This is a genomic window from Streptomyces sp. NPDC059785 (assembly GCF_042732375.1).
Classification (GTDB): Bacteria; Actinomycetota; Actinomycetes; order Streptomycetales; family Streptomycetaceae; genus Streptomyces.
On the sequence record NZ_JBHWHV010000006.1, the window covers coordinates 57,807 to 80,302 of the forward strand.

At 73.3% G+C, this 22,496-nt stretch carries 19 protein-coding genes; 4 read left to right on the forward strand and 15 right to left on the reverse strand.

What is annotated here, in order from left to right:
• Window positions 1-122 precede the first annotated feature (122 nt).
• The 9 genes from ACFV6E_RS06345 to infC form a co-directional block, all read right to left on the reverse strand.
• Window positions 123-1,463 (reverse strand): transcriptional regulator, encoded by a 1,341-nt coding sequence (locus ACFV6E_RS06345; protein WP_385167481.1) that lies wholly within the window; start codon window positions 1,461-1,463, stop codon window positions 123-125.
• 252 nt (window positions 1,464-1,715) lie between these two features.
• Window positions 1,716-2,906, reverse strand: a complete 1,191-nt coding sequence (locus ACFV6E_RS06350; RefSeq protein WP_385167482.1) for a PP2C family protein-serine/threonine phosphatase — start codon at window positions 2,904-2,906, stop codon at window positions 1,716-1,718.
• A gap of 191 nt (window positions 2,907-3,097) precedes the next feature.
• The gene (pheT, locus tag ACFV6E_RS06355) at window positions 3,098-5,611 is read right to left on the reverse strand and encodes a phenylalanine--tRNA ligase subunit beta (protein ID WP_385167483.1); all 2,514 of its coding nucleotides are present in this window, start codon (window positions 5,609-5,611) and stop codon (window positions 3,098-3,100) included.
• A complete protein-coding gene (gene pheS, locus ACFV6E_RS06360; RefSeq protein ID WP_385167485.1) occupies window positions 5,611-6,741 on the reverse strand; it encodes a phenylalanine--tRNA ligase subunit alpha in 1,131 nt (376 codons plus the stop codon). Before pheS ends, pheT begins: the two co-directional genes overlap by 1 nt.
• A gap of 192 nt (window positions 6,742-6,933) precedes the next feature.
• Window positions 6,934-8,097, reverse strand: a complete 1,164-nt coding sequence (locus ACFV6E_RS06365) for an ATP-binding protein (protein ID WP_385459671.1) — start codon at window positions 8,095-8,097, stop codon at window positions 6,934-6,936.
• 53 nt (window positions 8,098-8,150) lie between these two features.
• Window positions 8,151-9,014: a TrmH family RNA methyltransferase gene (locus tag ACFV6E_RS06370; protein ID WP_385167489.1), complete on the reverse strand. Its 864-nt coding sequence runs from the start codon at window positions 9,012-9,014 to the stop codon at window positions 8,151-8,153.
• Window positions 9,015-9,192: 178 nt separating this feature from the next.
• The gene (gene rplT / locus ACFV6E_RS06375; RefSeq protein ID WP_385167491.1) at window positions 9,193-9,576 is read right to left on the reverse strand and encodes a 50S ribosomal protein L20; all 384 of its coding nucleotides are present in this window, start codon (window positions 9,574-9,576) and stop codon (window positions 9,193-9,195) included.
• 95 nt (window positions 9,577-9,671) lie between these two features.
• The gene (rpmI, locus tag ACFV6E_RS06380; protein WP_007829094.1) at window positions 9,672-9,866 is read right to left on the reverse strand and encodes a 50S ribosomal protein L35; all 195 of its coding nucleotides are present in this window, start codon (window positions 9,864-9,866) and stop codon (window positions 9,672-9,674) included.
• 156 nt (window positions 9,867-10,022) lie between these two features.
• Entirely contained in the window at window positions 10,023-10,697 is a 675-nt protein-coding gene (gene infC, locus ACFV6E_RS06385) for a translation initiation factor IF-3 (protein WP_385167511.1), read from the reverse strand.
• A gap of 385 nt (window positions 10,698-11,082) precedes the next feature.
• Between infC and ACFV6E_RS06390 the strand changes: the two genes are divergently transcribed.
• Window positions 11,083-11,439, forward strand: coding sequence for a DUF1844 domain-containing protein (locus ACFV6E_RS06390; protein WP_385167493.1), 357 nt, complete (start codon window positions 11,083-11,085; stop codon window positions 11,437-11,439).
• Between the two features lie 93 nt (window positions 11,440-11,532).
• Here the strand turns inward: ACFV6E_RS06390 and ACFV6E_RS06395 are convergent, their stop codons facing one another.
• Window positions 11,533-12,267: an SseB family protein gene (locus ACFV6E_RS06395; protein WP_385459673.1), complete on the reverse strand. Its 735-nt coding sequence runs from the start codon at window positions 12,265-12,267 to the stop codon at window positions 11,533-11,535.
• 242 nt (window positions 12,268-12,509) lie between these two features.
• Here ACFV6E_RS06395 and ACFV6E_RS06400 point away from each other — a divergent pair, with 242 nt between their 5' ends.
• Window positions 12,510-13,469, forward strand: coding sequence for a hypothetical protein (locus ACFV6E_RS06400; RefSeq protein WP_385459675.1), 960 nt, complete (start codon window positions 12,510-12,512; stop codon window positions 13,467-13,469).
• Between the two features lie 298 nt (window positions 13,470-13,767).
• The gene (locus tag ACFV6E_RS06405) at window positions 13,768-14,523 is read left to right on the forward strand and encodes an esterase/lipase family protein (RefSeq protein WP_385167499.1); all 756 of its coding nucleotides are present in this window, start codon (window positions 13,768-13,770) and stop codon (window positions 14,521-14,523) included.
• A 13-nt stretch (window positions 14,524-14,536) separates the two neighbouring features.
• Here the strand turns inward: ACFV6E_RS06405 and mycP are convergent, their stop codons facing one another.
• Entirely contained in the window at window positions 14,537-15,709 is a 1,173-nt protein-coding gene (mycP, locus tag ACFV6E_RS06410) for a type VII secretion-associated serine protease mycosin (RefSeq protein WP_385167501.1), read from the reverse strand.
• Complete coding sequence (locus tag ACFV6E_RS06415; protein WP_385459677.1) at window positions 15,706-16,773, reverse strand: hypothetical protein; 1,068 nt, start codon at window positions 16,771-16,773, stop codon at window positions 15,706-15,708. Before ACFV6E_RS06415 ends, mycP begins: the two co-directional genes overlap by 4 nt.
• Window positions 16,774-17,912: 1,139 nt before the next feature.
• On the opposite strand from ACFV6E_RS06415, the gene ACFV6E_RS06420 reads away from it, so the two are divergent.
• Window positions 17,913-19,115, forward strand: coding sequence for an amino acid deaminase/aldolase (locus tag ACFV6E_RS06420; RefSeq protein ID WP_385459679.1), 1,203 nt, complete (start codon window positions 17,913-17,915; stop codon window positions 19,113-19,115).
• 111 nt (window positions 19,116-19,226) lie between these two features.
• On the opposite strand, the gene ACFV6E_RS06425 is transcribed toward ACFV6E_RS06420, so the two are convergent.
• From ACFV6E_RS06425 to ACFV6E_RS06435, 3 genes are all read right to left on the reverse strand, one after another.
• The gene (locus ACFV6E_RS06425) at window positions 19,227-20,192 is read right to left on the reverse strand and encodes a DUF2510 domain-containing protein (protein ID WP_385459681.1); all 966 of its coding nucleotides are present in this window, start codon (window positions 20,190-20,192) and stop codon (window positions 19,227-19,229) included.
• 69 nt (window positions 20,193-20,261) lie between these two features.
• Complete coding sequence (locus ACFV6E_RS06430) at window positions 20,262-21,533, reverse strand: haloacid dehalogenase-like hydrolase (RefSeq protein ID WP_385459682.1); 1,272 nt, start codon at window positions 21,531-21,533, stop codon at window positions 20,262-20,264.
• Window positions 21,534-21,660: 127 nt separating this feature from the next.
• On the reverse strand, window positions 21,661-22,494 hold the full coding sequence (locus tag ACFV6E_RS06435; RefSeq protein WP_385171213.1) for a 3-oxoacyl-ACP reductase: 834 nt from the start codon (window positions 22,492-22,494) through the stop codon (window positions 21,661-21,663).
• Window positions 22,495-22,496 lie beyond the last annotated feature (2 nt).

The window sequence follows — 22,496 nt, forward strand, 5'->3', positions numbered from 1 at the left end:
CGCGGGGACGGGCCCGGGGACCGGCACGGCCGGCCTGGTCACGGGGCGGATGACGAGCGCCTCTGGCTAGCGCGGACGACGGCCCGGGCGGGGCGTGCCCACGGATCCGTGCGTGGGGGGTGTCACAGCGGTACGCGCAGTGCCCCGTCGATGAGTTCGGCGGCCTCCGCGGTGCCGGCGCACCCGCTGGCCACCAGGTGCTCGCGCACCGCGCGCAATCTGTCGCGCAGCCGCTGGGACTCCATCCCGCGCGCCTGCTCGGCCATCTGCACGGCGGTCGCGACCGCCTTCTCCGCGTTGCCCTGGCGCAGCTCGATCTGGCTGAGCATGGCGAGCCGGTGCACCCGCCCCCGGTCGTGCGCCGGGGTGTCCACCGCGGCCACCGCGTGCTCCGCCGCGGCCCCCAGGTCACCGAGGCTCAACAGCGCCTCCGCCACCTGGACGTTGACCAGGCCTGGCTGGACATAGCCGGTCTCGTCCGGCTCGTAACCGCGCCGGATGCGCTCCGCGGCCTGCTCGGCCCGCCGGATGCAGGACAGCGCGCTGCTGCCGTCGCCGAGATGCGCGTACGCCTTGGCCTGCATCGCGTAGAGGTCGGAGGCGAGCGCGGGGGTGATGTGCCGGCCCGCGGCGCGCAGCGCTGCCTCGGCGAACGCGACGGCCTGCCGGTACTCCCGCATGAACAGCGACTGGTTGACCAGCAGGGCTATGACGTAGGCCCCGAGGCCCCGGTCCCCGCTGGCCTTGGCGAGCCGCAGCGCCTGGTGGAAGTAGCGCTGGGCGAGTCCGTGCGCGTCGGAGTCGTAGGCGCAGATACCGGCGACGGCGACCAGGCCGCCGGTGGCGCGGTGCAGTTGGCGCCCGGTGGCGTCGGTGTAGCCGCCGCGCAGCAGCGGCGCCGTCTCGGAGTTGAGGAAGCCGACGATCCGGGTGCGGGTCGCGATGCCGCCGGTCTTGCGGTACATCTGCTCGTAGTGGGCGCGGGCGGCGCGCAGCATCTCGATGTCGGCCTCGCTGACGTGGTGCCGGCCGCCGCGCGAGACGTCCACGTCCTCGGGCGGGTTCTCCCATTCCCAGACCGGCATCACGGCCGGCGTGCCCGTGACGGCCGGGGCGCCGAGGATGTGCGGGCGCTGCTGCTCGTCGGAGCGCCACAGGGCGGTGGCGCGCTCGACGAAGCCGGAGAGCGAGGTCCCGTGCGGCGCGGACGGTTCGCCCGGGACGCCGAGGCCGATGTCGTCGAGCGTGACGGGCCGGTGCAACCGGATGGCGAGCACCTCGCAGATCAGGTCGGGCACCTGGCCCCGGGGCCGCTGGCCTTTCAACCACCGCGCGACGGCGGTGTGTTCGTACCTCAGGGCGATGCCGCGTGCCCGGCCCGCCTGGTTGACGTGCGCCGCGAGTCCCGCGTGGGAGATCCCGGCCTCGTCGAGGATCGCGTCGAGCAGGGTGTTGGGCTGCATGACTGCCCTCCGGTGGCTCGGTGTAGCCAGCGTAATACGGACGGCTTCACACGGGGTGTGATCGGAATGCCCGAATCCCAGCAGTTCGCGCGCTGTTGCGCGGGGGTGCCGGTCGATTGACTGAAATGCCTCGCAAGAGGCCGGCCGGGCCGCCGGCTCCCCCTCGTACAGTGCGGCGGCCCGCCCCCGCGCCGTCCGCCCGGCCGCCTGCACTCCCTGGCGGGGCGGACGGCGCCGCCCGGCCCCGGACGCTCAGCGCGGCCGGACCTGATGTCCCACGGGTTCGCCGTGTCTGCGGCACGGGCGGTCGTTGCGCAGGATCAGCAGGGCCACGTCGTCGGTGGGGCGGCCGCGGGTGTGCCGCAGCAGTCCGGCGAAGACGGTGCTCAGCACGGCCTCGGCCGGGACCGGCGCGGCGCGCACGGCCTCACCGAGGGCGGCGGGCAGCGGGAAGAACCGGCCGTGCGCGTCGCGCGCGTCCTCGACGCCGTCGGTGTGCAGCACCAGCGCGTCGCCGGGCAGCAGCGGCCCGTACGCGGTGTCGGACAGCTCCGCCGGCAGCGGGAAAGGACCGAGCGGCGGCATCGGTTCGCCGGTGGACAGCGGCACCACCTCGCCGCGCTCCCCCACCGGTCCGATACCGCCGCGCAGCAGATAGGGCCAGGGGTGCGCACAGTTGAGGGCGCGCATCTCGCCGTCGGCACGGATCTCCAGGAGCAGCACGGTGACGAACTCCTCGGCGAACGGGCCCTCCGGGTCCGCGCCCTCCGCCGGATGCTCGGCCCTGGCGCGCTCGCGCAGGTGCCGGGCCAGCGCCCGCTCCAGGCGCAGCAGCACCCGGCCGAGGTCCGGTTCGTCGTGCACGGCCTCGCGGAAGCTGCCGAGCACGGCGGCGACCGTGCCGATGGCGCCGAGGCCGTGCCCGCGCACATCACCCATGATCACGCGGACGCCGTACTCGGTCGCGATCGCCTCGTACAGGTCGCCGCCGAGGATGGCGCCGCGGTCCGCGGAGAGCTGGGTCGCGGCGACGCTCAGCCCGTCGATCCACGGCGGCAGCGGGCGCAGTACGACGTCCTGCGCGGCGCCCGCGATCTTCCGGATCTGCCGCAGCTCCCGCAGCAGCGCGTGCCTGACCTGGAGGATCAGACCGGTGCCGACCACGAAGAACACGGCGCTGGTGACGACCCTGGCCTCGATCCCGTTCCGCTGCGCCAGCGGACAGGCCAGTTTGTACGTGATCGCGATCGCGCCCCACACGATCGGGAGTCCCGCCGCCACCACGCGCCGCAGGCTCTGCCGGTCGGCCCTGCGGACCGCCCGGACCAGACGGGCCCGCAGCTCCGCCGCGCTCGACCGGGCCGGGAACGCCGTCCGCCGCGTCCCTCGCCGTCGCGCCCGTGGCTCCGGCCCGTCGGTGCCCCTGGTCTTGGTAAGGATCATGCCGCCGGCCCCCCATCAGGCCCCGCCCGCGCAGAACGGCCCACGGGCGTCCGACGGACCCGGGACCGGTCCGATTCTGTCGGGGCCCGCCCCGGTCCCGGCCCGATCATCCGCAAGTGCCACCCGAACGAGTGAGGGGCCCCTCCGGTCACCCGGAGAAGCCCCTCACCGCGTCGAACACGTCAGGACGCTCAGGCCCCGCGCAGCACCGCCCCGGTGCGCTCGGCCGCCAGCGCGACGGCCGCGTCACGGGCCGCGGTGGCCTCGTCGACGGTCAGGGTGCGGTCGGACGCGCGGAACCGCAGCGCGTACGCCAGGGACTTCTTGCCCTCGCCGAGCTGCTCGCTGGCGTAGACGTCGAAGAGCCGGACGGACTCCAGGAGTTCACCGGCGCCCTCGCGCAGCGCCGCCTCGACGTCCGCGTGCGGGACGAACTTCTCGACGACCAGCGCGACGTCCTGCGTGGCCACCGGGAAGGCGGAGATCCGCGGGGCGACGGGCACTCCGGCGCTCGCCGCCTGGAGCGCGTCCAGGTCCAGCTCCATCGCGCAGGTGCGCGCAGGCAGGCCCAGGGTCTTCACGGCACCGGGGTGCAGCTCACCGGCGTACCCGATGACCCGCTCGGCGCCGTCGATCACCACGGACAGCTCGGCGCAGCGGCCCGGGTGCCAGGGCGCCTGCTGGCCGGTGCGCACGCGCAGTTCGGCGCCCGCCTCGCGGGCCAGGGTCCGCGCGGCCTCGATCGCGTCGGCCCAGTCCGCCGGGCGGCCCTTGCCCCACCAGCCGGCCTGCTCGCGGGCGCCCGCGAGGACGACGGCGGCGTGCCGGGGCTGGGCGGGGAGCGCGGCGGTCAGCGACGCGATCTCCTCCTCGGTGGGGCGGCGGTCGACGGGCAGCCGCCCGGCGACGCTCGACTCCTCACGCGGCTGGAAGACCAGGCCCGTCTCGAAGAGCGCGAGGTCGTGGCTGCCCCGGCCGTCGTTGCGGCGCAGCGCGCCGAGCAGGCCCGGCAGCAGCGTCGTACGGAGCGCGGGCTCCTCGTCGGAGAGCGGGTTGACCAGCTTGACCACGCGGCGCTGCGGGTCGTCGGCGGCAAGGCCGAACTGGTCGAAGACCTGCTCGCCGAGGAACGGGTAGTTCGGCGCCTCGACGTAGCCGGCGCCGGCCAGCACGCGGCCGGCGCGGCGGTGCAGCACCTGCCGGCCGGTCAGGCCCCGGCCGGCGGGCGGCCTGGGCAGCGTGGAGGGCAGGTTCTCGTAGCCCTCGAGCCGGATGACCTCCTCCGCGAGGTCGTTCGGGTCGCGCAGGTCCGGGCGCCAGGACGGGACGGTGACGATCAGCTCGTCCTGTCCGTACACGTCGCAGCCGACCTGCTGGAGACGGCGTACGACCGTCTCGCGGCCGTAGGCGACGCCCGCGACCTTGTCAGGGTGGTCGGCCGGGATGGTGAGGGTGTGCGGCGCGGACGGCGCGATGACCTCGGTGACCCCGGCGTCGGCGGTGCCGCCGGCGAGCAGGACCAGCAGGTCGACCGTGCGCTGCGCCGCGGCGGACGCGGCCTGCGGGTCGACGCCGCGCTCGAAGCGCCGGGACGCCTCGGAGGACAGCTTGTGCCGGCGGGCGGTGCGGGCGATCGAGATCTGGTCGAAGTGCGCGGCCTCGACGACGACCGAGGTGGTGGCCCCGTCCTCGGCGCCGTGGTCGGCGATCTCGGTGTCGGCGCCGCCCATGACGCCCGCGAGGCCGATGGGCCCGCGGTCGTCGGTGATCACCAGGTCCTCGGCGTCGAGCGTGCGCTCGGCACCGTCGAGGGTGGTCAGCTTCTCGCCCGGCTCGGCCCGGCGGACGCCGATCGGGCCCTGGATGCGGGCGCGGTCGTAGGCGTGCAGGGGCTGGCCCAGCTCGAGCATCACGTAGTTGGTGATGTCGACGGCGAGCGAGATCGGGCGCATGCCGGCCTTCTGGAGGCGGCGCTTGAGCCAGATCGGGGAGCGCGCGTCGGGGTCCAGCCCGGTGACGGTGCGCGCGGTGAACCGGTCGCAGCCCCGCGGCTCGGCGATCTTCACCGGGTAGCCGAAGGCGTTCGGCGCGGGGACGTCGAGCAGCGCCGGGTCGCGCAGCGGCAGGCCGTACGCGGTGGCGGTCTCGCGGGCGACACCGCGCAGCGACAGGGCGTAGCCCCGGTCGGGGGTGACGGCGATGTCGAGGACCTCGTCGACGAGCTGGAGCAGCTCGATGGCGTCGGTGCCCACCTCGTGCTCGGGCGGCAGCACGATGATGCCCTTGGTGCCGTCGTCGCCCATGCCCAGCTCGTCGGACGAGCAGATCATGCCGTGCGAGGTCTTGCCGTAGGTCTTGCGCGCGGCGATCGCGAAGTTGCCGGGCAGGACGGCGCCGGGCAGCACCACGACGACCTTGTCGCCGACGGCGAAGTTACGGGCGCCGCAGACGATCTCCTGCGGCTCGCCGGTGCCGTTGGCGGTGCCGACGTCGACGGTGCAGAAGCGGATCGGCTTCTTGAAGCCCTCCAGCTCCTCGATGGTCAGCACCTGGCCGACGACGAGCGGACCCTTGAGGTCGGCACCGAGCTGTTCGACGGTCTCGACCTCCAGGCCGGCCGAAATCAGCTTGGCCTGCACGTCACGGCCGGTCTCGGTGGCGGGGAGGTCGACGTACTCCCGCAGCCAGGAAAGCGGGACCCGCATCAGATCTCCATCCCGAACGGCCGGGTGAACCGGATGTCACCCTCGACCATGTCTCTCATGTCTTCGACGTTGTGGCGGAACATCAGCATCCGCTCGATGCCGAACCCGAAGGCGAATCCGCTGTACTTCTCCGGGTCCACGCCGCAGGCGACGAGGACGCGCGGGTTGACCATGCCGCAGCCGCCGAGCTCGATCCAGCCCTCGCTGGAGCAGGTGCGGCAGGGGCGGTCGGGGTTGCCGACGGACTCGCCCTTGCACACGTAGCAGAGCATGTCCATCTCGGCGGACGGCTCGGTGAAGGGGAAGTAGTTCGGCCTCAGCCGGGTCTTCATGTCCGCGCCGAAGAGAGCCTGGACCATGTGGTCGAGGGTGCCCTTCAGATCGGCCATGGTCAGGCCCTCGTCGATGGCCAGCAGCTCGATCTGGTGGAAGACCGGGGTGTGCGTGGCGTCCAGCTCGTCCGTGCGGTAGACGCGGCCGGGGGCCACGACGTAGACGGGCGGCTCGCGGTCGAGCATGGCGCGGGCCTGCACGGGCGAGGTGTGCGTACGCAGCACGACGCCGGACTCGCCGTCGCCCTCGGCGCCCCCCGGGCCCTGGACGAAGAAGGTGTCCTGCATCTGCCGGGCCGGGTGGTCGGGCGTGAAGTTCAGGGCGTCGAAGTTGAACCACTCCGCCTCGACCTCGGGACCCTCGGCGATCTCGTACCCCATGGACACGAAGACGTCGGCGACCCGCTCCATCATGGTGGTCAGCGGGTGCCGGGCGCCGGACGGCACCCGGTCGTACGGCAGGGTGACGTCCACCGCCTCCTCGACCAGCACCCGGGCGTCGCGCTCGGCCTCCAGCTCGGCCTGGCGGCCGGCGAACGCCTTGTTGACCGCGCCGCGGGCCTGGCCCACGCGCTTGCCGGCCTCGGCCTTGGCGTGCGGGGGCAGGGCGCCGATCTCGCGGTTGGCGAGCGCCAGCGGCGAGGTGCCGCCGGTGTGGGCGACCTTGGCCTCCTGGAGCGCGTCGAGGTCGCCGGCGGCCGCGAAGGCGGCGAGCGCCTCGTCCCGCATGCGCTCGATCTCTTCCGGTTTCAAGGCCTCGACCTCTACAGGGTCGTACGACTTATTCGGTGCCGACATCTCTTCCCGTGCTTCCGGTTGGCTGGCTGAGGGTCCCCGCGTTCGACTCGGGCCGACCCGGGGGCCGCGTCGTCCCTGAACGGGGACGCAAAGGTGCCAAAGACCGAGTCTAACGGGGGTGGGGGTGCGTCCCGGACGGGGCCGTCCGGGGGTGGTGTCCCGAGCAGGTGCGCCCGTGGGTCCTCTTCGGCGTTACTGGAGATACGCCGGGGTGCCCACGGGCAACGTAAATCGGAATTCGGCGCCGCCGCCGGGGGCGCGGCCGACCGTGATGGTGCCGCCGTGGGCCTCGACGATGCCCTTGACGATGTACAGCCCGAGGCCGGTGCCGCCGCGCTTGCTGCCCCGCCAGAAGCGGGTGAAGACGCGGTTCATGGACTCCTCCGGGATGCCGGGGCCCTCGTCGCTCACGGTGACCGACGTGGCGGGGTGCGCAGCGTTCGCGGCGCTCTCTGCTGGTTCGCGCTCGCGCGCGGACGGCGCGGGCGTGACGTCAATGGTGACGGTTCCCTCGCCGTGACGCACGGCGTTTTCCAGCAGGTTGCTGAGGACCTGGTCGACCTTGTCGGGGTCCGCCCACAGCGCGGGCAGCGGCTGCTGCATGCGCAGCAGGAAGCGGTCGGCGGGCTGGCCCGCGGCGACATAGGCCTGAATGTGCCGGCCGACGGCGGCGCCGATGTCGACCGGCTGGCGGCGCACCTCCAGGCGCCCCGAGTCGATGCGGGAGATGTCGAGCAGCTCGGCGATCAGCCGGGTGACCCGGTTGGCGTCGGCGTCCACCGTCTCCAGCATCAGCTTCTTCTGGTCGTCGGTGAACCGCTCCCACTTGGCCAGGAGGGTGGCGGTGAAGCCCTTGACGGAGGTGAGCGGGGAGCGCAGCTCGTGCGCGACCGTGGCGATCAGCTCGGCGTGGCTGCGCTCGGTGCGGCGGCGGGCCTCGGTGTCGCGCAGCGAGACGATCACGCGGCGGACCGGTCCCGTGGGGTGGCTGCGGAGGTAGCGCGCGGAGACCAGGACTTCGCGTCCGCCGGGGAGCAGCAGGTTCCGCTCCGGTTGTCCGACGCGGATGGCGAGGCCGCCGTAAGGGTCGGTGAGCTGCCACCAGCGCCGGCCTTCGAGATCCTCCAGGGGCAGGGCCGTCTCCAGGCGGCGCCCGAGCGCGTCGGCGGCGGGCACGGCGGTGATGCGGGCCGCGGCAGCGTTGAAGCAGATGACGCGGCCGCTCTCGTCGGCGACCACGAGGCCGTCGGGCAGGTCGTCGGGGTCGATGCCGAGCCCGGTCAGATCACCGCGCCGGGGCGCCGGCGCACCGCGCGCGTCCCGTGTCCCGAGTGTTCTGCTGGTGCCGACACCCATCCCCGCTCCCCACCTCTCCTTCGGCGCAGTGGGCCCCCGAGCCCGTCACCCTACTAGCTCTCGGTGACGGAACGGCACCCTCCGGAGGCGCGCTGTGCACGGGCCGACGCATACAGGCATACGGCCGCGGCGGTCGCGAGGTTCAGACTTTCGGCCCTCCCGTGGATCGGCACGCGCACGACGGCATCCGCCAGCGCGCGCGTCTCCTCCGGCAGCCCCCACGCCTCGTTGCCGAAGACCCAGGCGGTGGGCCCGCCCATGGTGCCCTTGTCTAGCTCGGCGTCGAGGTCGTCCGTGCCCGCGCCATCCGCCGCGAGGATCCGCACCCCGGCGTCCTTCAGCCCCCGTACGGCCGCTTCCACGGGTACGCCGACGGCGACCGGCAGATGGAACAGCGATCCCACGGACGCCCGTACCGCCTTGGGGTTGTACAGGTCGACGGACGCGTCGGTGAGCACCACGGCCTCGGCCCCCGCGGCGTCCGCGCAGCGCAGCACGGTTCCGGCGTTCCCCGGGTCCCGCACGTGCGCGAGGACGGCGACCAGCGCGGGCCGCGCCCGGACGATGTCGTCGAAGGGGGTGTCGAGGAACCGGCAGACGCCGACGAGGCCCTGGGGGGTGACGGTCGTGGAGATGTCGGCGATCACGGTGTCCGCGGCGAGGTGCACCCGGGCTCCGGCCGCGCGGGCGTCCTCGATGATGCCGGCGTACCGCTCGGCGGCGTCGGCGGTGGCGAAGAGCTCGACGAGGGTGGCGCCGTGCGCCCCGCGGTGCGCGGCCGCCTCGCGGACCGCCTGGGGCCCCTCGGCCAGGAACAGCCGGTCCTTCCCCCGGAAGTTCCGCTTCGCCAACCGCCGCGCGGCGGACACACGGGGCGAACGCGGAGAGATCAACTCAGGATCAGGAACGGCAACCATGGCAACGTACTTTCAGCCGGGGGCGCCCCTTGGGGGCGCGAGGAACTGCGCGACCAGCCACAACCGGCCCGCACACGCGATCCAACAGAAGAGGGCAGACGCGAGCGAGACGCAAACGGACCCGCAGGCTTTGCAACCTGCGGGTCCGGCAGTCACGTCGGCCAAAGCCAGCGCAGCGTCACGCGGCCTTCGGCGCGTTGACGTCCGACGGCAGCGCCTTCTGCGCGACCTCGACGAGGGCGGCGAACGCGCCCGCGTCGTTGACCGCCAGGTCGGCGAGGATCTTGCGGTCCACCTCGATGTTGGCGGCCTTCAGACCCTGGATGAAGCGGTTGTAGGTGATGCCGTTGGCGCGGGCAGCGGCGTTGATGCGCTGGATCCACAGCTGACGGAAGTCGCCCTTGCGCTTCTTGCGGTCGTTGTAGTTGTAGACCAGCGAGTGGGTGACCTGCTCCTTGGCCTTGCGGTACAGGCGCGAGCGCTGACCGCGGTAGCCGGAGGCCTGCTCGAGGATCGCCCGGCGCTTCTTGTGGGCGTTGACTGCCCGCTTGACGCGTGCCACTTGTTAACTCCTTGTAGCGGGGCCGTGGATGTCGTCACACGGCCCGAAATCGATTGGGTCCCGGTCCTGACGTACGGCGCTCGCGCGCCGTCGCGTCACTTGCCGAGAAGCTTCTTGATCTTCTTGGCGTCGCCCGGGGCCATCTCGGCGTTGCCGGTGAGGCGACGCGTCAGTCGGGACGACTTGTGCTCGAGCAGGTGGCGCTTGCCGGCGCGCTCACGGAGCACCTTGCCGGAGCCGGTGACCTTGAAGCGCTTGCTGGCACCGCTGTGCGACTTGTTCTTCGGCATAGCGCCGTTCTCTCCTCGTCAGTGGCGCTCCGGTGCCCGGTCGCGAAACCGGGCACGTCGGAACGTCATATGTATCGATTGACATCCCCGGACCGCCGTCCCGGGGTGTCCCCCCGAACGTCCGTCCTGGGTGATCCCGGGGCTCACGCCCTGGGATCAGGCCTCGGCGGAAGCCTCGGCGTCGGCCTCGACAGGGGCGTCGGCGTCCGCGGCGTTCTGCGAGCGGCCGGGGTTGGCCTTCGCATCCGCCTTACGGGCCGCCTGGGCCTCGCGGGCCTCGGCCATCGCCTCGGTCTTCTTCTTGTGCGGCCCGAGGACCATGATCATGTTCCGGCCGTCCTGCTTCGGGTTCGACTCCACGAAACCGAGGTCCTCGACGTCCGTCGCGAGACGCTGCAACAGCCGGTAGCCGAGCTCCGGCCGGGACTGCTCGCGACCACGGAACATGATCGTGATCTTGACCTTGTCGCCCTGCTTGAGGAACCGGACGACGTGACCCTTCTTCGTGTCATAGTCGTGCGGGTCGATCTTCGGCCGGAGCTTCATCTCCTTGATGACCGTGTGCGCCTGGTTCTTGCGCGCCTCACGGGCCTTCATGGCCGACTCGTACTTGAACTTGCCGTAGTCCATGAGCTTGCAGACGGGCGGGCGAGCGTTCGCCGCCACCTCGACCAGGTCGAGGTCGTACTCCTGAGCAAGCTCAAGGGCCTTGGCAAGCGGAACAATCCCGACCTGCTCGCCGCTGGGACCGACAAGTCGCACTTCGGGGACGCGAATCCGGTCGTTGATGCGGGGCTCGGTGCTGATGGATCCTCCTCGGTAGCACCACACGGCGGTCTGGCGGACAGCCGTGTACGTCTGGATGACACTTGGACCAACCACCGCGGGGCACGAAAAATGCCCCGGACGGGACACAGGCGGGGCTCCAAGGACTACCGGAGCACCGCCGCGTCGACCGCGGGGCGCGCTTCGGGCGACTCCATCGTCCGTACGGAACGATGGCGGCCGCCTGACCGGGTGACCCGCCTTCCCGGAGGATGGTCGGGTGGGAGATCGGAGCCTCCACTTGCGGGCCGGACAGGGATGTCCGACCGGTCGTTACACAAGGTTAGCAGGATCCGCAGGGAAACGGCCAATCGAGCGCCCCATCGAGCGGTCCCGCACCTGGCCGGGGCTGGGTCCTGAGCACGTCCGCGGTGGACCTATCGTGAGGGACATGAGTGACACCCCTCCCCAGAATGCCGACTTCACCGCCATGGCCCGCGACATCGCCGAGGTCCCCGCGGTCGAGGTGATCGTGACGGTCGCCGTCAATCTGATGAGCGCCGCCGCCGTGAAGCTCGGGCTCACGGAGGAGGGCGACGAGCACAAGGACCTCGACGAGGCGCGCAAGCTGGTGCACGCGCTCGCCGGGCTGCTCGACGCGAGCGCGACCGAGATCAGCTCCTTCCACGCGGCGCCGCTGCGCGACGGCCTGAAGTCGCTCCAGCTCGCGTTCCGCGAGGCGTCGATCGTCCCGGACGAGCCGGGTCAGGGCCCGGGCGAGAAGTACACGGGTCCGGTGTACGCCTGAGCCCGTACGCCCGAACCCGTACACCTCGTCCCGTACGTCTCACCCCGTACGCCCGAACCCGTAAACCTCGTCCGTACGGCTGAATCCGTACGGTCAGATCTCCCGCACGTACAAGGGCTCGCCCGGTGGCGTCGCCCCGGCCGGCAGCAGTGCCAGGTCGAGGCCGCGCACCAGGCGGGCCCGCAGTGTGTCGTCGGCGGCCAGCCGCGCGGCGACCGCGCGGGCGGCCTCGGCCGGGACCGCGGTCGGGTCGAGGACCAGGGCGAGGGTGCCGTCCGCCTGTCCGGGGCCGAGGTGGGCGGAGAGCACGCCGGGCTCGGCGGCGACCGCCGCGCGTATCGCCTCGGTGACGGCCGGGTCGGCCAGCGGATCGGTGCTGGTGCGGCCCTCGGCGAGGGCGAGCAGCGCCGGGCCGGTCAGCTCGTAGGTCACCGGGCCCGCCATGTCGAGCAGCAGCGTGTCCGCCTTCTCGTGCGCGGCGGCCTGGAGCGCCTGGTGCAGCGGTACGGCGACGGGGCGCGCCGCCGGGTCCCAGCGGGCCAGCGACTCGGTGGAGGTGAAGGCGGGCAGGGCCGTGCGGTGACCGGCCTTCAGGGTCGGTACCGCCATGTCGCTGGTCTTCTCGTGGCGCAGTCCCCGCTCGTCCGTCTCCACCTCGCCGAGGACGGCCACCACCGGGACGAGCAGCCGGGCCCCTTTGAGCGCTTCCAGGACCGGGGTCTCGGCGGTGCGGTCCGCGGCCCAGGCCTCGAGCGCCGCGCTGAGCCGGGGATCGGCGGAGCCGTCGTCGTCGGAGAAGCCGGGGTCGGGGATGTTCTTGTTCGCCACGGTCGTCGACCCTATCGGGGGCGGGCCGGCGACTCCGCCGGGGGCGGGCGCACGGGTCGTCGGGGGCGGGCGCACAGCTCGTCGGGGGCGAGCGCACGGATCGTCGGGGGCGAGCGCACGGATCGTCGGGTGCGGGTGCACGACTACGGCCGTCTCGCTCTCACGTGTTTCTCAGCTTTCCCTGACACGCCTCTAACTTTTGTCTAACGGCGTGCACAGGGGCGGCCCGCAGCATCGCCGTCATGGAGTCTCACAGAGGTCGTCGCAGGCGCGCCCGCAGGCCCGGGCGCCGGCCGTTCGTCTGGACGGCCCTGGCGGGTGCCGTACTCGTGGGCGGTACGGCGGCGGGCACCGCGTACGTGAAAACGCAGGCGCACGCCGACTCGGGCGCCGTATCGTCGTCGGCGTCGTCGGCGGCCGGTGAGGAGGCGTCCGTGGAGCCTGTGGCGGAGCCGTCGGTGGACCGGGACGCGGTGCTGGCCGAGGCCATGGAGTCGGTGACCCTGGAGGACGGTGCCGCGACGTCGGTGGCCGTGCTCGACCTGGCGTCCGGCGAGAGCGCGACGTCCGGGGACGAGTCCTTCGACACGGCGAGCATCGTCAAGGTCGACATCCTCGCGGCGCTGCTGCTCCAGGCGCAGGACGCGGACCGGGAGCTCACCGCGCAGGAGAAGACGTACGCCACCGCGATGATCGAGGACAGTGACAACGACTCGGCAACGGCGCTCTGGGACGCGATCGGCGGCACGACCGGGCTCGACGCGGCGAACAAGCGCTTCGGGCTGACCGCGACGGCGGGTGGGGCGGGGCCGTTGTGGGGGCTGACCCAGACGACGGCCGCCGACCAGCTCGTGCTGCTCCAGCAGGTGTTCGGCGACGACTCCGAGCTCAGCACGGACTCGCAGACGTACCTGCAGGGCCTGATGGGTGCCATAGCCGACGATCAGCACTGGGGGGTGTCGGCCGCCGCCACCGGGAGCGGCGACGGGGAAGGTTCGGCCTGGGCGCTGAAGAACGGCTGGCTGGCGCGCAGCACGACCGGGCTGTGGGACATCAACAGCATCGGCCGGATCACCGTCGACGGGGACGACTACCTCGTGGTGGCGCTGTCGAACGGCAACACCACGAAGGCGAAGGGCATCTCGCTGGTGGAGACGGTGGCGAAGACGGCGGTCACGGCGTTCCGCGACGCGGAGAGCTAGTGCCCCGGCAGGCAACGTTTGCCCGGCACGGAGCGGCGTTCGGTGCGTGCTCTCGGCGTGCCGGGCGCAAGCCCTCGTACTGGACGTACCTGGGTTTGTGCCCGGTGCGGCGAGAGTGCGTGCCGGGCGTCGCGACGGGGCGAACGTTGCCTGTTGGGCACTAGCGAGCCGGCCGGCCTCGCGCCGCTCGATGCGACCGGCGTCACCACGCGCACTGGTGATTTCGCCGATGGCGCCCGCGCTCCGCCCCACGACTCTGGTCGGGCCAGGCACCCGCATCCCCCGTCAGGAGGGCTCCATGGGCTCCACCCGTCGCCGTTCTCTGCGTCAGCTTCTCGGCGCGCTCGCCGCCACCACGACAGCGCTCACTCTCTTCGCCGCCGCCCCCACGGCAGGCGCCGCCGACACCACCGGCACCGCCACCGCCACCACGCGGTCGGCCGACACCGCCGTGCGCACGCTGTCCACCAGCACCCCGGTCGTCTTCGTCCACGGCTACACCGGCAACGCCTCCAACTGGGTCACCGCCATGAGCGTCTTCCGCGCCGACGGCTGGTCCAGCTCGAACCTGTTCGCCTACGAGTACGACTCGTACGGGAACAACATCACCAACGCCCAGGGCCTCGCCACGTTCGTGAACAGCGTCAAGGCGAAGACGGGTGCGAGCAAGGTGGCCATCGTCAACCACTCGATGGGCGGCCTTGTCAGCCAGTACTACCTGAAGGTGCTGGGCGGGAACACCAGCGTCAGCCACCTCGCCTCGATCGCCGGGGCCAACCACGGCACGACGTACGCGAGTGCCTGTCTGGTCTATACGACCTGCCAGCAGATGTACCCGGGGTCCTCGTTCATCTCGCAGATCACCTCGGGCGACGAGACGCCGGGCGACACCAGGTACGCCACCTGGTACTCGGCGTGCGACGGCGTCATCATCCCTTACACCAGCACGAAGCTGGACGGCGCGACCAACAACAACGTGGCGTGCCAGACCCACATCGGGTATCTGACGGACACGGTCGTGCTCGGCCAGATCGCCGACTTCGTCGGGTCCTGAGCGACCTGTCCCGTCAGCGGCCGAACCGGTGCGGGTCCCTGCGGTTGCGCCAGAGCAGCACGGCGGCGGCCAGCAGGACCGCGCCGAGGCCGCCGGCGAGCGGGCCCGCCCAGCCGGTGGAGTCGTCGTCCTCGGCGGCGTCGGGCCCTGAGCCGAAGTACTTCTGGCCGTACGCCGCCGAGCGCAGCCCTTCCGGTTCGAGCCTGCCGCCCTCCTCGATGGCGGCCGCGGGGTCGATGAAGCCGAAGCCGCGGGAGTCGTCACGGCCGCCGCTGGGCACCTCGCGGGCCGTGTCCTCCAAGAGCTGCTTGATCTGCGCCGGGGTCAGGCCCGGGTGGGCGGCCCTGATCAGGGCGACGGCGCCGGAGACGAACGCGGAGGCGGCGCTCGTGCCCCAGCCCTCGTAGTACTTGTCGTCCGGGTCGGCGATGACGACGTCGACGCCGGGCGCGCTGACGGTGGCGTACCAGCGGCGGGTGGAGAAGGAGGCGCGGGTGCCGTACTGGTCGACGGCGGTCGCGGCGATGACGCCCGGATAGGCGGCGGGGTACGAGATGTGGTCGCCCTTCTCGCCGCCGTTGCCGGCCGAGGCGACCACGACGGAGCCCTTCTTCAGGGCGTACTGGACCGCCTCGTCCTCGGCGGGCTCGGGGTGGGCGGACTTGGAGTCGTCGCCGAGGGAGAGGTTGATGACGTCGGCGCCCTGGTCGGCGGCCCAGCGGATGCCTTCGGCGAGGGCGTTGCCGCGGGTGTTGCGGGCCTTGGAGCGGGCGGAGTCGCCGTCCTCGAGGATCACGCGGACGGGGAGGATCTTCGCCTCGGGGGCGATGCCCAGGACGCCGTCGCCGTTGCCCGCGCCGTGTCCGTGGCCCGCGATGATCCCGGCCATGGCGGTGCCGTGCCTGGCCCAGGCCCGGTCGCCGCGGCCCGCGCCGAAGCCGACCATGTCCTTGCCGGTGAGGACGTTGCCCGCGAGGTCGGGGTGCTGGTCGTCGACGCCGGTGTCCAGGACGGCGACGGTGATGCCGGCGCCCTTGGTGGTGCGCCAGGCCTGCTGGGTGTGCATGGCGTCCAGGGCCCACTGCTTGTCCCGGATGGTGTCGCCGTGCGCGGTGCCGGCGGGCAGCAGGGCCAGGGAGCCGGCGAGCAGCAGGGTGAGCAGCCGGCCGCCGGACTTACGGGTCATGAGGGCTTCTCCGAGGCCGAGGTGGCGGTCTTGCGCAGGCCCCGTTCGACGCGGTCGGCGAGGCCCTTCGCCTCGTTGCCGAGCCCGGACTGGGCGGGGGCCGTGGTCGCGCCGGTCCTCACGGCTTCCGCGGCGGGCTGCGCGGCCGTGACCGTGCGGCCGTCGGCGAAACCGGAGACGGCGTAGACGACCACGGGGACGTCGGTGAGCACGGACACCGTCCAGGACGCGCGCTGTGCGTCGCCGAAGTCCGCCGCGACGGTGTCCTTCGCGGCGTACGGGCGGGGCATCAGGTCGCTGCGGCGGTCGAGGCCCTCTTTCCCGAATCGGTTCTTCAGCGAGGTCATGGCCGCCGCGTCCGCCTTGGTGAACAGCAGCCCCACGGTGGTGACGTGGCTGCGGGTCGCGTCGGTGTAGGTGGCGCGCAGCAGCCGGAGGCAGCCGACGGGGGCGAGGGCCTTGCGCAGCAGCGGGTCGAAGGCGTCCGCGCAGCCGCTGTCGGGGGCGACGGCGATCCGCGTCCAGGTGCGGTCGGCTCCGCCGGGGCCCGCGCCCTCGCCGTCCACCGTGGGCGGGAAGAGCCGGTCGACGGGAACGCTGTGCCACAGGCCCGCGGCCGCCGCGAAGTTACCGGCCGAACCGGCCTCCGTCGCGCTGTCGCCGGTCAGCCAGCTGCCCGTCACCGCGCCGCCGATGAGTCCGAGCCCGAGGACGACGCAGGCCGCGGCGGTGAGCGTCCGGGGCCGGGGCCGGCCGCGCCCGCCGACCGCCCGGAACCGCGCGGCCCCGTCGTCGTACACCTCGGGCTGCCCGAACGACACGAACGCGGCCGGCCGCGCCGCCCCGTCCCCAGGGGCCCCGTCACCGGGGACGGGCCGCAGCCGGGTGGTGGTCTCGGAGGGGTGCGCGGGGTGAGCGGCGTCGCTGACGACGGAGGCGGGCTTGCGGGCCGTGCCCGTCGGCGGGGCGTCGGGGAAGCGTGCCGAGGCGGGCGGGGGCGGGGGCGTGGGGCGACCGTGGGGCCGGTCACCGGACCGGCGCGGGACCGGTGCGGAGCCGGACACCGTGTCCCGCCCGACGCCGGACCCGCCCCGGGGCGGCCCCACAGGACGCGGCGGAACGGAAGCGCCGGCCGACGAGGGCGGCGTCCCGGGCCGCGGCGGAGGCGCAGTCGGCGTCCGCCCGGCCGCGGGGGGTCCCTGCGGGGGCGGGGGCGACGCGGCGGGGCGACGCGGCGGACCGCCCTCGGCGGACGCCACCGGGATACGGCCGGTGGGGGACGCCGGGGCGGACTCGGCGGAGGGCGAGGAGGGGCGGGGCCGGCTTCCCGGGCGGTGCGCGGGCGGAGCGGGCGTGCCCTCGGCGGGCCCCGCCGAGCCGAAGGCCGCGGACGGTGCGGGCGCGCCCCCGGCGGACGGTGTCGCAGGAGTGCGCGAGAACCCTGAGCCGTACGCAGCGGGAGCCGTGCCCTCGGCGGACGCCACCGGGATACGGCCGGTGGGGGACGCCGGGCCGCGCCAAGTTTCCGGGCGGTACGTCGGCCGGGCCGGAGTGCCGTCGGCGCGCGGGGCGGGAGCGGGCTCGTCGGCCGACGACGCGGGGCGGCGCGGGAGCCAGCGGCGGCGCGCGGGCCGGGCCGGGGCCGGGCGGGGCGCGGCGGACGGCGCCGGGCCTGGCGCGGCAAGCGGGGCCCGGGCGGGCGCGGCGGACGGAGGCGGGGGCACGTCAGGGGCCCCGGACGGAGGCGGGGGCGCGTCAAAGGACGCGAACGTGGGCGCGGGTGGGGCCGGGGACGCGAACGTGGGCGCGGGTGGGGCCGGGGTCGAGGGTGGGTTCGGGGCTGTGAAGTCTTCGCCCCTGATGGGGTGGGGCGGCGACGGTGGGCGCGGGGGGATGGAGGCGCTGCGCGCTTCCGTGCTCATGCACCCCCCGTTTCCTCGTCACCGGGCCACCGGCCCGCCGCCCAGACCGTGCGGGTCGCTACGTACGCGGGGCAGGGCGGCGCCACACCGTCCTGGGCAGACATACCCGTACGGACGTGCCGCCATCCGGTCGGAACCGGTCGGACAAGGGGCCGTCCGTTCCCGCGTGCGCGTCACTCTACGGGTTGACGCGGCCCCGGCGGGAACCAGTCCGCGGCGCCGGGGCATCTGCCCGGAACGTCCCCCTACCCTGCGGTAATCCTCTCTGGCAGGCTTCGTTCATGACTGCCTGCGCCGCGGACCGGGCCCGCTACGACCGGGCCACCGCTCATCTCGACGCCCCTCTCGCGATCGTGGACCTGGACGCCTTCGACGCCAACGCCGACGACCTCCTGCGCCGGGCCGCGGGGAAGCCGATCCGGGTGGCCAGCAAGTCCGTACGCTGTCGCGCACTGCTCGAACGGGTCCTGGCGCGGGACGGTTTCGCGGGCGTGATGTCCTTCACCCTTGCGGAGTCGCTGTGGCTGGCCCGCTCCGGCTTCGACGACGTCCTGCTCGCCTACCCCTCGGCCGACCGCGCCGCCTACGCCGAGCTGGCCGGCGACCCCAAGCTCGCCGCCGCCGTCACGGTCATGATCGACGACCCGGCCCAGCTCAGGCTGATCGACGACGCACGGCAGGGCGGCACCGAAGTCGTCCGGGTGTGTCTGGAGTTGGACACCTCCCTGCGCCTCCTCGGCGGACGGGTCCGGGTCGGGGCGCGGCGCTCGCCGCTGCACTCGGCCGCCCAGGTCGCCGAACTGGCCCGCGCGGTGGCCCGCAGGCCCGGCTTCCGGCTGGTGGGGATCATGGCGTACGAGGGGCACATCGCCGGTGTGGGCGACGCGGTCGCGGGCAGCCCCGTGCGCTCGCGGGCCGTCCGGCTGATGCAGTCGGCCGCCCGCCGGGAACTGGCGGCGCGCCGCGCGGAGGTGGTGCGCGCGGTACGGGCCCTCGTACCGGACCTGGAGTTCGTCAACGGCGGCGGCACAGGCAGCGTCCAGCACACGGCGGCCGAGGACGCGGTGACGGAGATAGCGGCGGGGTCGGGCCTGTACGTGCCGCGGCTCTTCGACAACTACACGTCGTTCAGCGGGCGTCCGGCCGCGCTCTTCGCCCAGCCGGTCGTGCGCAGGCCGGGCGTCGGCGTGGTGACGGTCCTGGGCGGCGGCTATCCGGCGTCGGGCGCGGCGGGCCGGGACCGGCTGCCGGTGCCGTACCTGCCGGAGGGGCTGCGGTACGACCCGCAGGAGGGTCCAGGCGAGGTGCAGACGCCGCTGCTGGGCTCGCCCGCCGACGATCTGCTCATCGGGGACAAGGTGTGGTTCCGGCACGCCAAGGCCGGAGAGCTGTGCGAGCGGTTCGAGGCGCTGCACCTGGTCACGGGCGAGACGGTGGCGGAGACCGTCCCGACCTACCGCGGGGAGGGTCACACCTTCCTGTGAGCCGGTCGGGCTGTCGGGCCGGTACGGGAGCGTCGGGCCGGTCGGGCCGGTACGGGAGCGTCGGCCCGTGCCCCGCGTGCCCCGGTGTCCGTCCCGCCGGTGGGGCCCGTGCTACCGGCCCGTGCCGATGCTGCTGCCCACTCCCCCGCTCGAACCGGCCGCGTCGCCGACCGGCTTGATGCCCTTGGTGATGCGGTCCATGTCGGAGACGGGCGGCCCGTCCGCACCGGCGTCGAAGGCGAAGCGGACGAGGATCATCGACTGGGAGCCGACGGTGGAGGCGAAGGCCAGCGACTCGACGTAGCCGCCGGGTCCCGCGCCGGTCGTGACCTGCCAGCGCACGAAGTACCCGGCCCGGCCTCCGACCGCCACCGAGCCGGACTTGACCACCTGGTGGGACTTGATGCCGGAGTAGGGGCGTTCGTCGAGCACGCCGCGGTCGTACGTGTCGTTCGCGGCGTCCTCGATGTCGTTCTCGGCGAGCGCCTTGGGCGACTTCTCGTCGTTGGAGGTGACCGTGCGGGAGAAGACCCGGCCCCGGCGGCACAGTCCGGGGTCGCCCGGGCAGTCGTAGGTGCCGGGGGTGATCATGACGAGGTCGTCCTCGGCGACGTTCTCGGGTCTGACCCAGCCGTCGGGCAGCGCCAGGGTGATGCCGTTGAGGTCGTCGACGACCGTGGACGGATCGTCCGCCTGCGCGGACTTGGAGGCGGAGGCCGACGGCGAGGGCGAGGCGTCCTTGCTGTCGGAGGCGGCGGCGGTGGTCGTCCTGGCCTCCGCGCCGCCGCCGTCGTCGTCGCGGCCGAGGACGACGGCGCCGGTGACGATGGCGGCGACCAGGACGACCGCCGCCGTGGCGAGGGCGACGGCCTTGGCCCGCTTCGGGCCGCCGGACCGCCGCGGCTCCGCTGCGGACTGCGGCGCGAGCTGCGGGTCCTGGCCGGCCGGCGACACCGGGATCGGTACCGGCTGCTCGGGCTGACGCCGGTGGTCGGTCCACGCGGCACCGTCCCACCAGCGCTCGACGAGCGGATAGGACGGGTCGCGGTACCAGCCGGGCGGAGGCGTCATGCTCATCCCGGCACTCTAGGACGTGCGGGTGATCGATGTGACCGGAGTTCCGGGTCCTCGGTCAGTGCTCCTCGGTCAGTACACGGTGTCCTCCTGGTCCGGTACGACCGAGCCGTCCCGGCGCAGGACCGGTCCCTTGCCGCCGTCCGGTTCGTTGTAGGCGCTGGTGGAGCACGGGTAGGGGTCGGTCTTCTGGGGCAGCGGCTCGATGAACATCGGGTTGATCACCCAGCGCCCGTCGGCGTCGTCGTAGGCCCGGCACATGATCTCGCTCTTGTTGCGGTTCAGGACGAGGTGGGCGCCGGTGGCGTCGTCGACGAAGGTGACGTCGGTGTCGGCGTCGCCGCCGCCGACGGTGATGCGGTGGGACCGGTCCTGCCGCTGCCAGGCCGCGGCGCCCTCCACTCCGTAGATCTCCTGGTTGATCCAGCAGCGCTTGCCGTCGATGTACGGGATGGCCTCGCCCTGGCTCGCCGGTACGTTTCCGCAGCCCTCGTTCCAGGTGGTGATCCGGCCGCGGCGGTCCAGGACCGAGCGGATCGCGATGGTGTGCGCGCGGTCCACGCCGACGCCGCGCGACCACTCCTCGGTGACCGGTTCGGAGCCCGCCGAGACGATGTAGACGTCGAACCCGGCCCGTTGCAGCGTGCGGATGAGGTCGCGCTGCTGGTCGTAGTAGCGCACGTACGCCGGGACGGTGTGGGTGCCGAGGGTGCGGGTCGAGCCGACGGGGGCGGCGAGCGCCTCGGTACGGGCCTTGCGGGCGTAGGAGCGGAGTTCGGCGACGGTGTGCCCGGCGAAGAGCTGGGGGACCCAGGCGTACTGGGGGACGGTGCGCCGGTGGTTCCACTCCCCCGCGAAGGCGGCGGCGCCGCTCATCGTCTTCCCGTCCTCGCGGATCTCGAAGATCTCGTCGGTGCAGCGGGTGTTGGTGGAGGTGGGCAGCGGTGCGCCCACGGGGACGTCCGTGCCGCACGCCTTGGTCAGGGCGGTGTCCGCCTCCTTGGTCAGCCACTTGCTGGTGTCGCGCCAGCGGGCGGGCCGCAGGATCTTGTCGTGCCGCAGGGACCAGGAGATCGTGGCATCGGTGACGTCGTTCTTGGTGACCGTGTTGTCCCAGTCGAAGGCGGCGACGGGAACCTGCCCGTGCTGCCCGTGCCCGGAGCAGCTGCCCCGCTCGTCGATCACCTGCTGGAGGTGGGCGCGGTTGTCCCCGTACCAGTCGAGCTTCGTCGACAGCCGGGGACAGTTCGTACGGGCGGCCGTGGCGGCGGCCGCCGAGGGTGGCGCGGCCGCCAGGGCGGCGGCCGCCGCCAGGGTCCACGCGAGAACTCGTCGGTATCGCATGGAACGTGGACCGTACACCTGTTGGCCACCTGCGCTTAAGAGGTACGACACGGACACGCGGCGGCGGGACGCGGGTGACGTCCCGCCGCCCGGTGTCCCGCGGCCGTGTGTCCCACGGCCGCGCGTCCTACAGCGGCGTGACGTAGGCCCCCGAGATGCCGCCGTCCACGAGGAAGTCGGTGGCGTTCACGAAGGAGGAGTCGTCGCTGGCCAGGAAGGCGACCGCGGCGGCGATCTCCCCGGCCTCGGCGAACCGCCCGGCCGGGATGTGCACCAGGCGGCGCGCGGCCCGCTCGGGGTCCTTGGCGAACAGCTCCTGGAGCAGCGGGGTGTTCACGGGACCCGGGCACAGGGCGTTGACGCGGATGCCCTCGCGCGCGAACTGCACGCCCAGTTCCCGGGACATGGCGAGGACGCCGCCCTTGGAGGCGGTGTACGAGATCTGCGAGGTGGCGGCGCCCATCCGGGCCACGAACGACGCGGTGTTGATGATGGAGCCCTTGCGCTGGCGCCGCATGTAGGGGAGGGCGGCCTTGCAGCAGAGGTAGACGGAGGTGAGGTTGACCTCCTGGACCCGCTTCCAGGCGTCGAGCCCGGTCTCCAGGATGGAGTCGTCGTCGGGCGGTGAGATCCCGGCGTTGTTGAAGGCGACGTCGACCGAGCCGTAGGTGTCGTACGCCGCCTTGAACAGCGCCTCTACCTGGCCGGGGTCGGTGACGTCGACCTTCACGAAGAGCCCGCCGGTCTCCTCGGCGGCGGCCCGGCCCCGCTCCTCGTCGATGTCGCCGCAGACCACGTGGGCGCCCTCGGCGGCGAGCCGGCGCGCGGTGGCGAGGCCGATGCCGCTGCCGGCCCCGGTGACGACGGCGGTGCGGCCGGCCAGCCGGCGGCACACCGGGTTCCGCGTGCTGTCCTGCGTCCCGCTGTCCTGCGTCGCGTCCTGTGTGCTGTCGTCGGTCATGT

Coding starts and splice junctions, on each gene's coding strand:
- ACFV6E_RS06345 (WP_385167481.1), bottom strand. CDS start 1,463: ATGCAGCCCAACACCCTGCTCGACGCGATCCTCGACGAGGCCGGGATC.
- ACFV6E_RS06350 (WP_385167482.1), bottom strand. CDS start 2,906: ATGATCCTTACCAAGACCAGGGGCACCGACGGGCCGGAGCCACGGGCG.
- pheT (WP_385167483.1), bottom strand. CDS start 5,611: ATGCGGGTCCCGCTTTCCTGGCTGCGGGAGTACGTCGACCTCCCCGCC.
- pheS (WP_385167485.1), bottom strand. CDS start 6,741: ATGTCGGCACCGAATAAGTCGTACGACCCTGTAGAGGTCGAGGCCTTG.
- ACFV6E_RS06365 (WP_385459671.1), bottom strand. CDS start 8,097: ATGGGTGTCGGCACCAGCAGAACACTCGGGACACGGGACGCGCGCGGT.
- ACFV6E_RS06370 (WP_385167489.1), bottom strand. CDS start 9,014: ATGGTTGCCGTTCCTGATCCTGAGTTGATCTCTCCGCGTTCGCCCCGT.
- rpmI (WP_007829094.1), bottom strand. CDS start 9,866: ATGCCGAAGAACAAGTCGCACAGCGGTGCCAGCAAGCGCTTCAAGGTC.
- ACFV6E_RS06390 (WP_385167493.1), top strand. CDS start 11,083: ATGAGTGACACCCCTCCCCAGAATGCCGACTTCACCGCCATGGCCCGC.
- ACFV6E_RS06400 (WP_385459675.1), top strand. CDS start 12,510: ATGGAGTCTCACAGAGGTCGTCGCAGGCGCGCCCGCAGGCCCGGGCGC.
- ACFV6E_RS06405 (WP_385167499.1), top strand. CDS start 13,768: ATGGGCTCCACCCGTCGCCGTTCTCTGCGTCAGCTTCTCGGCGCGCTC.
- mycP (WP_385167501.1), bottom strand. CDS start 15,709: ATGACCCGTAAGTCCGGCGGCCGGCTGCTCACCCTGCTGCTCGCCGGC.
- ACFV6E_RS06420 (WP_385459679.1), top strand. CDS start 17,913: ATGACTGCCTGCGCCGCGGACCGGGCCCGCTACGACCGGGCCACCGCT.
- ACFV6E_RS06425 (WP_385459681.1), bottom strand. CDS start 20,192: ATGAGCATGACGCCTCCGCCCGGCTGGTACCGCGACCCGTCCTATCCG.
- ACFV6E_RS06430 (WP_385459682.1), bottom strand. CDS start 21,533: ATGCGATACCGACGAGTTCTCGCGTGGACCCTGGCGGCGGCCGCCGCC.
- ACFV6E_RS06435 (WP_385171213.1), bottom strand. CDS start 22,494: ATGACCGACGACAGCACACAGGACGCGACGCAGGACAGCGGGACGCAG.